Here is a 13,267-nt window from a genome sequence, read left to right on the forward strand (position 1 = left end):
CAATGACCCACCAGTGGCGCGGAATCATCGAGGAGTACCGGGACCGGCTGCCCGTCTCCGACACCACGCCGGTCGTGACGCTCCGCGAGGGCGGCACGCCCCTCGTGCCCGCGCAGGTGCTCTCCGAGCGCACCGGGTGCGAGGTCCACCTCAAGGTGGAGGGCGCCAACCCCACCGGGTCCTTCAAGGACCGGGGCATGACCATGGCCATCACGCGGGCCAAGGAGGAGGGCGCGAAGGCGGTCATCTGCGCCTCCACCGGCAACACCTCGGCGAGCGCCGCCGCCTACGCCGTACGCGCGGGCATGGTCTCCGCCGTGCTGGTGCCGCGCGGCAAGATCGCGCTCGGCAAGATGGGGCAGGCCCTCATCCACGGCGCGAAGATCCTCCAGGTCGACGGAAACTTCGACGACTGCCTCACCCTGGCCCGCGCGCTGAGTGACAACTACCCGGTGGCGCTGGTCAATTCGGTCAACCCGGTGCGCATCGAGGGCCAGAAGACCGCCGCCTTCGAGATCGTCGACATGCTCGGCGACGCGCCCGACATCCACGTCCTGCCCGTGGGCAACGCCGGCAACATCACCGCGTACTGGAAGGGCTACAAGGAGTACGCCGCCGACGGGGTGGCCGCCAAGACACCCCGGATGTGGGGCTTCCAGGCCTCCGGCAGTGCCCCGATCGTGCGCGGCGAGGTCGTCAAGGACCCCTCGACCATCGCCACCGCCATCCGCATCGGCAACCCCGCCTCCTGGCAGTACGCCCTCGCGGCGAAGGAGGAGTCCGGCGGGTTCATCGACGAGGTGACGGACCGTGAGATCCTGCGCGCCTACCGGCTGTTGGCCGCCCAGGAGGGTGTCTTCGTGGAGCCCGCCTCCGCCGCCTCCGTGGCCGGTCTGCTGAAGGCCGCCGAGCAGGGCAAGGTCGACCCGGGCCAGCGCATCGTGTGCACGGTCACCGGCAACGGCCTCAAGGACCCCGACTGGGCCGTCGCGGGCGCCCCGCAGCCGGTCACCGTCCCGGTCGACGCGGCCACGGCGGCCGAGCGCCTCGGGCTCGCCTGAGCAGGGAATCCCCGCGAGGGGTGCACAGGGGGCTTACGACACGCATCGTGCGCCTCCTGTGCGCCCTATGTCGCCACAGAACCTTCCTTCGATAGGCTGTACCGAACCCGCCCGCTGCATATGCCCTCGCGTACAGCGGGGTGCCGTGTCGTCTCCGCGGCCCGCAGGGTCTTCGTACGTCATCGGATGTCATCGAATGTCATTCGACAATCACGCAGCTCAAGGAGAGTCATCGAGAGATGGCCGGTCCCGCCTTCCGTGCCGCCGCCGTCCGGGTGCGCGTCCCCGCCACCAGCGCCAACCTCGGCCCGGGCTTCGACGCCCTGGGCCTGTCGCTGGGGCTCTACGACGACGTCGTCGTCCGGGTGGCCGACTCAGGGCTGCACATCGACATCGCGGGGGAGGGGAGCGAGACGCTCCCGCGCGACGAGAACCACCTGCTCGTACGCTCCCTGCGCACCGCCTTCGATCTGCTGGGCGGCCAGCCGCGCGGCCTGGAGATCGTCTGCGCCAACCGCATCCCGCACGGCCGGGGCCTCGGCTCCTCCTCGGCCGCCATCTGCGCCGGAATCGTCGCCGCGCGCGCCGTGACCATAGGCGGCGAGGCCCGGCTCGACGACACCGCGCTCCTGGAGCTCGCCACCGAGATCGAGGGCCACCCCGACAACGTGGCGGCCTGTCTGCTCGGCGGTTTCACGCTCTCCTGGATGGAGGCCGGCGCCGCGCGGGCGATCAGGATGGAGCCCGCCGATTCCATCGTTCCGGTGGTTTTCGTGCCCGGAAAGCCCGTCCTGACCGAGACCGCGCGCGGACTGCTCCCGCGCACCGTGCCGCACGTCGACGCCGCCGCCAACGCCGGCCGTGCCGCGCTGCTCGTCGAGGCCCTCACCAGGCGCCCCGAGCTGCTGCTGCCGGCCACCGAGGACCGCCTCCACCAGGAGTACCGCGCTCCCGCCATGCCGGAGAGCGCCGCACTGGTGGAGCGGCTGCGGGCCGACGGAGTCCCGGCAGTCATCTCAGGGGCAGGGCCCACCGTGCTCGCGCTGGCCGACGCGGACAGCGCCGACAAGGTGGCCCATCTGGCGGGCGGGGGCTGGGCCGCCAACCGGCTGGACCTCGACGCCCGGGGGGCCTGTGTGCTCCCGCTCGCGGCCGCCAGTGACATCTGAGATCCGGCGTGTGCCGGATTTCGAGAGGGGGAATGTTTGTTGGATCCGGTAGTGTTAATCTCAAGTCTGCACCCGACCCCACCATGGCGAGGTGCTTCACGTCCCCGTCCGGGACAGACATTCTTCCGGGAGCCTCCCAAGCCGCACAGCGTTCCGTACGACGTACATGGGCAGTACCTCGTACGCGAGCACTGAGCGACTCGCCGGGCACGCTCCGGAACCGGTGTGACCAAGCCACGTGACACGGACACTCAGTGCCACGGCTCTCGGAAGCGCCGTCACCACATTCCTCCGCCGTTCCGGCGGACCACCGCCCCGGCACGGTCCACAAGGATGGGACCGCCGTCGGACAGCACAAACGGTCGCCGAGCCAGACAGGCCGACGTCCGCTCCAGGGAAGGACCCTTCGTGAGCGACACCACCGATCTGATGGGCGCACGTGTCGAGGAGACCGCTGCCGCGCCCTCCACGGACGCCTCCGCGCCTGCCACCGGTGCCGGCTCCCGGCGGCGCCGCGGTACCGGCCTCGACGGCATGGTGCTGGCCGAGCTGCAGCAGGTCGCCTCCGGCCTCGGTATCAAGGGCACCGGGCGTATGCGCAAGAGCCAGCTCATCGAGGTCATCAAGGAAGCGCAGGCCGGGGGAGGTGCCGCGGCTCCCAAGGCCGCATCCTCGCCCGCCGGCGACGCCACCGAGACCAAGCCGAAGCGCCGCGCCACCTCCAAGGCCCGCACCGGCGACGCCGCCGAGAAGAACGCGGCGGCGAAGGCCGAGGCCCCCGCCGAGAAGGCCGTGGCCCAGCAGCAGATCGAGATTCCCGGCCAGCCGGCCGCCGAGCGCGGGGCGGACGACGCTCCCGCCGAGCGCCGTCGCCGCCGTGCCACCGCCGAGGCGGGCGCCCCCGCGGGCAGCCCCGAGACTGTCGTGGCCGAGGCGAAGAGCGAGCCCAAGGCCGAGACGCCGGCGCAGCAGCAGCCGCAGGGCGACGCCGGTGACGGCGACAGCCGTGGCCGCCGCGACCGCCGTGACCGCGACCGAGGCCGTGACCGCGGTGAGCGGGGCGACCGCGCGGAGCGTGGCGACCGCGGGGAGCGTCGCAAGAGCGACGACCAGCCGAGCCAGGGCGGCGGTCAGCGCCAGCAGCAGAACCAGCAGCAGGGCAGTGGCCGTCCGGACCGCCAGGACCGGCAGCAGCGCGACAACGGCCCGCAGGACGACGACGACTTCGAGGGCGGCCGCCGCGGCCGCCGGGGCCGTTACCGGGACCGCCGTGGCCGCCGTGGCCGCGACGAGATGGGCGGCACCCCCGAGCCGCAGATCAACGAGGACGACGTCCTGATCCCGGTCGCCGGCATCCTGGACATCCTCGACAACTACGCCTTCATCCGTACGTCGGGCTACCTGCCCGGGCCGAACGACGTGTACGTCTCCCTCGCCCAGGTCCGCAAGAACGGCCTGCGCAAGGGCGATCACATCACCGGCGCGGTCCGTCAGCCCAAGGAAGGCGAGCGGCGCGAGAAGTTCAACGCGCTGGTGCGTCTCGACTCCGTCAACGGTATGGCGCCCGAACACGGCCGTGGCCGCCCGGAGTTCAACAAGCTGACGCCGCTGTACCCGCAGGACCGCCTCCGCCTGGAGACGGACCCCGGCATCCTCACCACCCGCATCATCGACCTCGTCGCGCCGATCGGTAAGGGCCAGCGTGGTTTGATCGTGGCCCCGCCGAAGACCGGCAAGACCATGATCATGCAGGCGATCGCCAACGCGATCACGCACAACAACCCCGAGTGCCACCTGATGGTCGTCCTGGTCGACGAGCGTCCGGAAGAGGTCACCGACATGCAGCGGTCGGTCAAGGGCGAGGTCATCTCCTCGACCTTCGACCGCCCGGCCGAGGACCACACCATGGTCGCCGAGCTCGCCATCGAGCGCGCCAAGCGGCTGGTGGAGCTGGGCCACGACGTGGTCGTCCTGCTCGACTCGATCACGCGACTGGGCCGTGCGTACAACCTCGCCGCGCCCGCCTCCGGCCGCATCCTGTCCGGTGGTGTCGACTCGACCGCCCTGTACCCGCCGAAGCGCTTCTTCGGTGCGGCCCGCAACATCGAGGACGGCGGCTCGCTGACCATCCTCGCCACCGCGCTGGTGGACACCGGGTCCCGCATGGACGAGGTCATCTTCGAGGAGTTCAAGGGCACCGGCAACGCCGAGCTCAAGCTCGACCGCAAGCTCGCCGACAAGCGCGTCTTCCCGGCGGTGGACGTCGACGCGTCCGGCACCCGTAAGGAAGAGCTGCTGCTCGGCAGCGACGAGCTCGCCATCACCTGGAAGCTGCGCCGGGTCCTGCACGCGCTCGACTCCCAGCAGGCGATCGAGCTGCTGCTCGACAAGATGAAGCAGACGAAGTCGAACGGCGAGTTCCTGCTGCAGATCCAGAAGACGACGCCGATGCCGGGCAACGGCGACTGAGGCAAAGCCTTCGAAAGGGCCGCCCCCTGTTTCAGGGGGCGGCCCTTTTCGGTGTGTCCTGCCGGGTTACGATCACGCTCTTCGGTCGAATTTTCGATCTCCGATCTTCTGATCCCTGGGGGGACTTGCATGGGCATATCCATGTCCGGAGGCGCTGGGCGCCACAGACGTCGGCTGCGGATCGCTCTGCCCGTCGCCGTGGCCGCCGCGCTGCTGGCCACGTCCGCGAATGCCGCCACCGTCGTGCCCGAGCCACACGCACCGGCCAAGGCCGCCGCCGCCACCGCGTCCACGCCGTCGCAGGCCGAGCTGAAGCAGCGGATCGCCCAGGCAGCCGCGGTCGTGGGCACCTCCCGCACCGCGACCCGGACGCCGACGAGCGGTGGCACGGTCGACTCCACCGTCTCGCCGATGATCATCGGCGGTACGACGACCACCATCAGCTCCGCCCCCTGGATGGCCCAGCTCTGGTACACCGACGACCAGGGCACCACGGACACCAGCGACGACACCGGGTTCTTCTGCGGCGGCGCCGTCGTCGCGCCGACGAAGATCCTCACCGCCGCGCACTGCGTCAAGGGCGCCGACTGGGCCAAGGGCGGCTTCGTGGTCACCGGGGCCACCCAGCTCCTCTCCGAGGACGGCGACCTGCACGGCGGTACCGCCACGGGCGTGCTGCGGCAGTGGTACCACCCGTCGTACAACGCGGACACCATCGACAACGACATCGCGGTCCTGACCCTGGCGAAGCCCGTCAAGGCCACCCCGATCCGTATGACGACGTCCACCGACACCGCCTCGTACGACCCCGCCACGGCCGGCGCCAAGGCCGCCAAGGTCTACGGCTGGGGCCGCACCAGCTCCACCAGCGACGCCGTCTCCCCGACGCTGAAGACGGCCACCCTGCCCATCAAGTCGGACGCGACCTGCGCCGCGGCCTACGGCTCCTGGTTCATCAAGGGGCACATGACCTGCGCCGGCCCGCCGGCCAGCGGCCGGGACTCCGGTACGACCGCCATCTGCAGCGGTGACTCCGGCGGCCCCCTCGTCGTCAACGGGCGGATCGTCGGCGTCGTCTCCTGGAACGTGACGGACTGCGTGGCCAAGGGCGCCTACAGCGTCTTCACCAAGGTCAGCAAGTACGTCGGCGCCGCCTACCCGCGCGTCGACGACACCAACCTCAGCTTCGACCACAAGGCCGACCTGTGGGTGCGCAACTCCTCCACCAAGGTCGGCTACGAGCTGGACTCCAAGGGCACCACCCTGGCCGCCCGGCAGTCCTGGGGCGACTGGAACGGCGTGAACCTGGTCCGGCAGACCGACCTCGACAGGGACGGCTACCAGGACCTGCTGTACCGCGTCTCCGCCACCGGTGACGTCTACTGGCTGCGGTTCCTCCCCGCCACCGGCGCCTGGGCCGACCCGAAGAAGGTCTTCACCGACTGGAAGACCCGCACCCGGATCCTCACCCCCGGCGATGTCACCGGCGACTACAAGCCCGACCTGCTCTCGGTGGACTCCGCGGGCGTCCTGTGGATCTACCCGGGCAAGGGCGACGGCAGCTTCGCGGCCCGGGTCAGGGTCGGCGGCGGCTGGAGCCAGTACAACCTGCTGCTCGGCCACGGCGACTTCACCGGCGACGGCAAGGCGGACGTCCTCGCCCGCAACAAGAGCACCGGCGATCTCTACCTGTACAAGGGCACCGGCAAGTCCGGCACCGGCGTCTTCGCGGCCCGGGTCAAGGTGCGCACCAACTGGAGCGGCTACAACGCCTTCGACGCCGTCGGTGACATCACCGGCGACGGCAGGGCCGACCTGGTGGCCCGCACCCCGGGCGGCACGCTCTATCTGTACAAGGGCACCGGCAAGGCCACCAGCGAGATCTTCGCCACAAGGACCACCGTGGGGACCGGCTTCCAGCAGTACGACATCTTTGGCTGAAACCACTGGTGAGCAGGGCTTGCCCTGATGCTTCAGTGACGCGCTGTGACCACCGCTCCACGTGGTGGTCACAGCGCGTTGTGCAACCCTTTCTCGAGTATCCCCGTCCGACCAGGCGGAGCGACCATGGTGCGGTACGGGTCTTTTGATGACCACGTCTGACCCTGAAAACAGGGGGTAACCGACCGGACGAGATTCGAGGAGCACATGTCAGCCGAGAGCGCGCCGATACCCGGAGAACCGGGCGGCAAGGGACGTCGCCGCACACCCCGCAGCAGGGGCCGCAAGGGCCTGCTGATCATGGCGTGGGTCGCCGCGGGGATCGTCGTGGTGGGCGGCACCGGGGCCGGCTACGTGTACTTCAAGCTCAACGGCAACATCAAGAGCGTCGACATCGACCAGGTCCTCGGCAGTGAGCGGCCCACGAAGGCCGACAACGGCTCCGAGAACATCCTCGTCCTGGGCTCCGACACCCGCTCCGGCTCCAACAGGAAGCTCGGCGGCGGCACCGACGACGGCAGCGCCCGCTCCGACACCGCGATGGTCATCCACGTGTACGAGGGCCACAGGAAGGCCACCGTGGTCTCCATCCCGCGCGACACCCTGATCGACCGCCCCCAGTGCACCGACACCGACGGCAAGGAGCACGACGCCGCGTCGGACGTCATGTTCAACTCCGCCTATACGACCGGTGGCGCGGCCTGTGCCGTCAAGACCGTCGAGGCCATGACCGACATCCGCATGGACCACTACCTGGAGGTCGACTTCAGCGGCTTCGAGAAGCTGGTCGACGAACTCGGCGGGGTCAAGGTCACCACGACCGCGAACATCAAGGACACCGACAGCCACCTGAACCTGAAGGCCGGCACCCACCAGCTCGACGGCGAGCAGGCCCTCGGTCTCGTCCGCACCCGGCACGGCGTCGGCGACGGCTCCGACCTCGGCCGGATCCAGCTCCAGCAGGCCTTCATCAAGGCGCTGGTCAAGCAGGTCAAGAGCGTCGGCGTGCTGACCAGCCCCAAGAAGCTCTACGACCTCGCCGACACCGCCACCAAGGCCGTCACCACCGACTCCGACCTCGGCTCGGTCAACTCCCTGGTCTCCTTCGCGAGCGGCCTCAAGCACATCAGCGACTCGAACATGACCATGGTCACCCTGCCGGTTCGCTACGACCCGGCGAACCCGAACCGGGTCCTCGTGCAGCAGACCAAGGCCAAGCAGATCTGGACGGCCCTGGAGAACGACCGGCCGATCCCGAAGTCGGCCACGGCAGGCACCGCGACGGGCCAGGCCAAGGGCGTCGTCACGTCGTAGGACCGCGTCTGCCGGGGGCGTCCGCCGCGGGCGGGGAATAGATCGCGGCGCCCCCTCGTTTTGGGGGATGCGGCCAGTGCTGGCAGACTGGTACGTCGGTCCCGGTTCACGCTCCCGCAGCCCGCGGCGGCGACCCGGCGCCCTCCCGAAACTAGGAGACACCTTGAAGCGCGACATCCACCCCGAGTACGTCGAGACGCAGGTCAGCTGCACCTGTGGCGCGTCGTTCACCACCCGTAGCACGATCCAGAGCGGCACCATCCGCGCCGAGGTCTGCTCCGAGTGCCACCCGTTCTACACGGGCAAGCAGAAGATCCTCGACACCGGTGGCCGTGTGGCCCGCTTCGAGGCCCGCTTCGGCAAGGCTGCTGCCAAGAAGTAGCGAGCCACCAGCGCCGGTCCACGCCGCACTCCTCGGAGTGCGCCGGGACCGGCGTTTTTGGTCGCCCGCCTTCCCCCTTCATCCGCAGTACAGGAGCCCAGAGATGTTCGAGGCCGTCGAGGAACTCGTCGGTGAGCACGCCGACCTGGAGAAGAAGCTCGCCGACCCGTCGGTCCACTCCGACCAGGCCAACGCGCGCAAGCTGAACAAGCGCTACGCCGAGCTCACCCCGATCGTCGCCACGTACCGCTCCTGGAAGCAGACCGGCGACGACATCGAGACCGCGCGCGAACTGGGCGCCGACGACCCGGAGTTCGCCGCCGAGGTCAAGGAGCTGGAGAAGGCCCGCGACGTGCTGACGGAGAAGCTGCGGCTTCTCCTCGTCCCGCGCGACCCCAGCGACGACAAGGACGTCATCCTCGAGATCAAGGCGGGCGCGGGCGGCGACGAGTCCGCGCTGTTCGCCGGCGACCTGCTGCGCATGTACCTGCGCTACGCCGAGCGCGTCGGCTGGAAGACCGAGATCATCGACGCCACCGAGTCCGAGCTGGGCGGCTACAAGGACGTCCAGGTCGCCGTGAAGACCAAGGGCGGAAACGGCGCCACCGAGCCCGGACAGGGCGTGTGGGCCCGGATGAAGTACGAGGGCGGCGTGCACCGCGTGCAGCGCGTCCCGGCCACCGAGTCCCAGGGCCGTATCCACACCTCCGCGGCCGGTGTGCTGGTCACCCCCGAGGCGGAGGAGGTCGAGGTCGAGATCAACCCCAACGACCTGCGCATCGACGTCTACCGCTCCTCCGGACCTGGCGGGCAGTCCGTCAACACGACCGACTCCGCGGTGCGCATCACGCACATTCCCACCGGAGTCGTCGCCTCCTGCCAGAACGAGAAGAGCCAGCTGCAGAACAAGGAGCAGGCCTTGCGTATCCTGCGCTCCAGGCTGCTCGCGGCGGCGCAGGAGGAGGCGGAGCGCAATGCCGCCGACGCCCGGCGCAGCCAGGTGCGCACCGTCGACCGCTCCGAGAAGATCCGTACGTACAACTACCCGGAGAACCGCATCTCGGACCACCGTGTCGGCTTCAAGTCGTACAACCTGGACCAGGTCCTGGACGGCGACCTCGACGCGGTGATCCAGGCCTGCGTCGACGCGGACTCGGCAGCGAAGCTGGCGGCCGCGTAAGAGGCGTACCCACGCACCAGTACGACACGGAGGACTTGCGTGAATCTGCTGCTCGCAGAGGTGGCCCAGGCCACCCAGCGGCTGGCCGACGCCGGCGTGCCCTCGCCGCGCAACGACGCGGAGGAGCTCGCCGCGTTCGTGCACGGCGTGAAGCGGGGCGAGCTGCACTCCGTGAAGGACGCCGACTTCGACGCCCGCTACTGGGAGACCATCGCGCGCCGTGAGCAGCGCGAGCCGCTCCAGCACATCACCGGCCTCGCCTACTTCCGGTACCTCGAACTCCAGGTGGGGCCCGGTGTGTTCGTGCCGCGCCCCGAGACCGAGTCCGTGGTCGGCTGGGCCATAGACGCGGTGCGCGCGATGGACGTCGTCGAGCCGTGCATCGTCGACCTGTGCACAGGCTCCGGCGCCATCGCGCTCGCCCTCGCCCAGGAGGTCCCGCGCTCCCGCGTACACGCCGTGGAGCTGTCCGAGGAAGCCCTGCGGTGGACCCGCAAGAACGTCGAGGGGTCCCGGGTCGACCTGCGGCAGGGCAACGCCCTGGACGCCTTCCGCGACCTCGACGGCCATGTCGACCTGGTCATCTCCAACCCGCCGTACATCCCGCTCACCGAGTGGGAGTACGTCGCTCCCGAGGCGCGGGACTACGATCCCGAACTCGCCCTGTTCTCGGGGGAGGACGGCCTCGACCTCATCCGCGGTCTGGAACGGACCGCACACCGGCTGCTGCGCCCGGGCGGTGTCGTCGTCATCGAGCACGCCGACACCCAGGGCGGCCAGGTGCCGTGGATCTTCACCGAGGAGCGGGGCTGGGCCGACGCGGCCGACCACCCCGACCTCAACAACCGCCCCCGGTTCGCGACGGCCCGCAGGGCGATGCCGTGAGCCACACCCCCAAGACTCCAGAGCAGTACGTGTACGAGGAGGCCCGCTAGATATGGCACGGCGATACGACACCAACGACGCGACCGACCGCACGACCGGTCTGCGCGAAGCCGCGTCCGCCGTCCGCCGTGGCGAGCTCGTGGTCCTCCCGACCGACACGGTGTACGGCATCGGCGCCGACGCGTTCTCCTCCGAGGCCGTCTCCGACCTCCTGGAGGCCAAGGGCCGGGGCCGCAACATGCCCACCCCCGTGCTGATCGGCTCCCCGAACACCCTTCACGGTCTCGTCACCGACTTCTCCGAGCTGGCCTGGGAACTCGTCGACGCCTTCTGGCCGGGCGCGCTCACGCTCGTCGCCAGGCACCAGCCGTCCCTGCAGTGGGACCTGGGTGACACGAGGGGCACGGTGGCCGTCCGGATGCCGCTGCACCCGGTCGCCATCGAGCTGCTGACCGAGGTCGGCCCCATGGCCGTCTCCTCCGCCAACCTGACCGGTCACCCCTCGCCGGAGACCTGCGACGCCGCGCAGGAGATGCTCGGCGACTCGGTCTCCGTCTACCTCGACGGCGGCCCGACCCCGGGCAACGTCCCGTCCTCGATCGTCGACGTCACCCGCGAGGTGCCCCTGCTGCTGCGCGCGGGCGCGATCTCCGCGGACGAGCTCAGGAAGGTCGTACCCGACCTCGAGGTGGCGAATTGACGGCCCCTGACGCGGGGCGTGGCATATGGGACGGGGAAGAGACGCGGACCTTCACAGGGCTCCCGCGTGACAGCTTCCGCATCCTCCACGTCAGCACCGGCAACGTCTGCCGCTCGCCGATCACCGAGCGGCTGACCCGGCATGCCCTGGCGGACCGGCTGGGCGACCCGCTGTGGGGCGGCCTGGTCGTGGAGAGCGCGGGGACCTGGGGCCACGAGGGCGCGCCCATGGAGGCCAACGCGGAGGCAGTGCTGGCCGAGTTCGGCGCGGACGCCTCCGGCTTCACCGGGCGCGAGCTCCTCGACGAACACGTGATCATGGCCGACCTGGTCCTGACCGCCACCCGCGACCACCGCCAGCAGGTCATCTCGATGGGCCACTCGGCGGGCCTGCGCACCTTCACCCTGAAGGAGTTCACCCGTCTGGTGAAGGCGATAGACCCGGCGACCCTGCCTCCCCTGGAGGAGGGCCTGGTGATCCGCGCACGCGCCCTGGTCCGCGCCGCGGCGGCTCTACGCGGGTGGCTCCTGGCCCCGACCGCGGAGGCCGACGAGGTCTTCGACCCGTACGGGGCACCACTGCCCTTCTTCCGCTCGATCGGGGACGAAATACACGAGGCGCTGGACCCGGTGGTGACGGCGCTGACGGGGGTTCCCGCGCGCACGTAAACGCCGGGCGGGGGCGCGGCGCGTGGGGGATGGGGCTGCACGAGGCGCTGCCGGTCGTCACCGCGCTCACCGGTGTACCCGCAAGGACGCAACGACCGGGCACCCGGCGGGCCCCGGGCCTACATTGGACGTACGTCATCGTCGACGCCCCGGAGTCCACCATGTCGGTCACCCATGCGCACCGGACCGCAGACGTCCTCACGCGGCAGGACCCCGAGCTGGCCGAGATCCTGCTCGGGGAGCTCTACCGGCAGTCGTCGGCGCTTCAGCTCATCGCCGCCGAGAACTTCTGCTCGCCGGCCGTGCTGGCCGCGCTGGGCTCCGCGCTGGCCAACAAGTACGCCGAGGGTTATCCGGGGTCCCGGCACCACGGCGGCTGCGAGATCGTCGACGTCGCCGAGCGGCTCGCCGTGGACCGGGCGAAGTCCCTGTTCGGCGCCGAGCACGCCAACGTGCAGGCCCACTCCGGCTCTTCGGCGGTCCTGGCCGCCTACGCCGCGCTCCTGCGCCCCGGCGACACCGTCCTCGCCCTCGGCCTGCCCTACGGCGGCCACCTCACCCACGGCTCGCCCGCCAACTTCTCCGGCCGCTGGTTCGACTTCGTTCCCTACGGCGTCGACGCCGAGACCGGACTCATCGACCACGACCAGGTCCGGACACTGGCCCGCACCCACCGGCCCAAGGCCATCGTGTGCGGCTCCATCGCCTACCCCCGGCACATCGACTACGCCTTCTTCCGCGAGGTCGCCGACGAGGTGGGCGCCTATCTCATCGCCGACGCCGCCCACCCCATCGGGCTCGTCGCCGGGGGAGCGGCGCCCAGCCCGGTGCCGTACGCCGACATCGTCTGCGCCACCACCCACAAGGTGCTGCGCGGCCCCCGCGGGGGAATGATCCTCTGCGGGAGCGAACTGGCCGAGCGGGTCGACCGGGCCGTCTTCCCGTTCACGCAGGGCGGCGCGCAGATGCACACCATCGCCGCGAAGGCGGTCGCGTTCGGCGAGGCGGCGACACCGGCGTTCTCCGCGTACACCCATCAGGTGGTCGCCAACGCGCGGGTGCTGGCGGCCGTGCTGGCCGACGAGGGGCTCGTCGTCACCACCGGCGGGACCGACACCCACCTCGTGACGGCCGATCCGGCGCCGCTCGGCGTCGACGGGCGCGCGGCGCGGGGACGGCTCGCGGCCGCGGGGATGGTGCTCGACTGCTGTGCGCTGCCTCACGCGAACACCCGCGGACTGCGCCTGGGCACCGCCGCGGTGACCACCCAGGGCATGGCCGAGAAGGAGATGGCGAGGATCGCCGCCCTGCTCGCGGGGGTGGTGCGCGGCGAGGTCGAGAGCGCCGGGGCACGTGAAGAAGTGCGGGATCTGGTCGGCGGATTTCCGCCGTATCCGGCCTGAGCGAGGGTATTCGCACCTGGGTGCACAGCCGCACGTGCAACCATCGGCCATACCCGGAAGTCCACAACCATATGCGTGCGTCGCTAGGGTGTGGG

At 70.5% G+C, this 13,267-nt stretch carries 11 protein-coding genes; all 11 read left to right on the forward strand.

From position 1 onward, the window contains the following. Positions 1-2: 2 nt before the first annotated feature. The 11 genes from thrC to ACZ39I_RS14730 all read left to right on the forward strand — a co-directional run bounded on the left by thrC (position 3) and on the right by ACZ39I_RS14730 (position 13,172). Positions 3-1,061, forward strand: coding sequence for a threonine synthase (gene thrC / locus ACZ39I_RS14680; RefSeq protein WP_280862558.1), 1,059 nt, complete (start codon positions 3-5; stop codon positions 1,059-1,061). 239 nt (positions 1,062-1,300) lie between these two features. After that, the gene (gene thrB, locus ACZ39I_RS14685; RefSeq protein WP_467244795.1) at positions 1,301-2,230 is read left to right on the forward strand and encodes a homoserine kinase; all 930 of its coding nucleotides are present in this window, start codon (positions 1,301-1,303) and stop codon (positions 2,228-2,230) included. A gap of 408 nt (positions 2,231-2,638) precedes the next feature. Continuing rightward, the gene (rho, locus tag ACZ39I_RS14690; protein ID WP_467244796.1) at positions 2,639-4,699 is read left to right on the forward strand and encodes a transcription termination factor Rho; all 2,061 of its coding nucleotides are present in this window, start codon (positions 2,639-2,641) and stop codon (positions 4,697-4,699) included. Positions 4,700-4,840: 141 nt separating this feature from the next. Then, positions 4,841-6,640: a trypsin-like serine protease gene (locus ACZ39I_RS14695; RefSeq protein WP_467244797.1), complete on the forward strand. Its 1,800-nt coding sequence runs from the start codon at positions 4,841-4,843 to the stop codon at positions 6,638-6,640. Positions 6,641-6,847: 207 nt separating this feature from the next. After that, the gene (locus ACZ39I_RS14700; protein ID WP_467244798.1) at positions 6,848-7,954 is read left to right on the forward strand and encodes an LCP family protein; all 1,107 of its coding nucleotides are present in this window, start codon (positions 6,848-6,850) and stop codon (positions 7,952-7,954) included. Between the two features lie 163 nt (positions 7,955-8,117). After that, positions 8,118-8,336 (forward strand): 50S ribosomal protein L31, encoded by a 219-nt coding sequence (gene rpmE, locus ACZ39I_RS14705; RefSeq protein ID WP_037721438.1) that lies wholly within the window; start codon positions 8,118-8,120, stop codon positions 8,334-8,336. Positions 8,337-8,439: 103 nt separating this feature from the next. Further along, positions 8,440-9,516, forward strand: a complete 1,077-nt coding sequence (gene prfA / locus ACZ39I_RS14710; RefSeq protein ID WP_393600720.1) for a peptide chain release factor 1 — start codon at positions 8,440-8,442, stop codon at positions 9,514-9,516. Between the two features lie 39 nt (positions 9,517-9,555). After that, positions 9,556-10,401 (forward strand): peptide chain release factor N(5)-glutamine methyltransferase, encoded by an 846-nt coding sequence (prmC, locus tag ACZ39I_RS14715; protein ID WP_007384714.1) that lies wholly within the window; start codon positions 9,556-9,558, stop codon positions 10,399-10,401. A gap of 52 nt (positions 10,402-10,453) precedes the next feature. Beyond that, positions 10,454-11,101: an L-threonylcarbamoyladenylate synthase gene (locus tag ACZ39I_RS14720; RefSeq protein WP_352391220.1), complete on the forward strand. Its 648-nt coding sequence runs from the start codon at positions 10,454-10,456 to the stop codon at positions 11,099-11,101. Then, positions 11,098-11,769, forward strand: a complete 672-nt coding sequence (locus ACZ39I_RS14725) for an arsenate reductase/protein-tyrosine-phosphatase family protein (RefSeq protein WP_467244799.1) — start codon at positions 11,098-11,100, stop codon at positions 11,767-11,769. The genes ACZ39I_RS14720 and ACZ39I_RS14725 overlap by 4 nt, the downstream gene beginning before the upstream one ends. A 161-nt stretch (positions 11,770-11,930) precedes the next feature. Beyond that, positions 11,931-13,172, forward strand: coding sequence for a serine hydroxymethyltransferase (locus tag ACZ39I_RS14730; RefSeq protein ID WP_467245118.1), 1,242 nt, complete (start codon positions 11,931-11,933; stop codon positions 13,170-13,172). The last annotated feature ends 95 nt before the right edge of the window (positions 13,173-13,267 follow it).

The sequence above is a fragment of the Streptomyces sp. NPDC024687 genome (assembly GCF_055559055.1).

Excerpts from the sequence above, each read along its gene's own strand:
- thrC (WP_280862558.1), top strand. The coding sequence starts at position 3 with ATGACCCACCAGTGGCGCGGAATCATCGAGGAGTACCGGGACCGGCTG.
- thrB (WP_467244795.1), top strand. The coding sequence starts at position 1,301 with ATGGCCGGTCCCGCCTTCCGTGCCGCCGCCGTCCGGGTGCGCGTCCCC.
- ACZ39I_RS14695 (WP_467244797.1), top strand. The coding sequence starts at position 4,841 with ATGTCCGGAGGCGCTGGGCGCCACAGACGTCGGCTGCGGATCGCTCTG.
- ACZ39I_RS14700 (WP_467244798.1), top strand. The coding sequence starts at position 6,848 with ATGTCAGCCGAGAGCGCGCCGATACCCGGAGAACCGGGCGGCAAGGGA.
- prfA (WP_393600720.1), top strand. The coding sequence starts at position 8,440 with ATGTTCGAGGCCGTCGAGGAACTCGTCGGTGAGCACGCCGACCTGGAG.
- ACZ39I_RS14720 (WP_352391220.1), top strand. The coding sequence starts at position 10,454 with ATGGCACGGCGATACGACACCAACGACGCGACCGACCGCACGACCGGT.
- ACZ39I_RS14730 (WP_467245118.1), top strand. The coding sequence starts at position 11,931 with ATGTCGGTCACCCATGCGCACCGGACCGCAGACGTCCTCACGCGGCAG.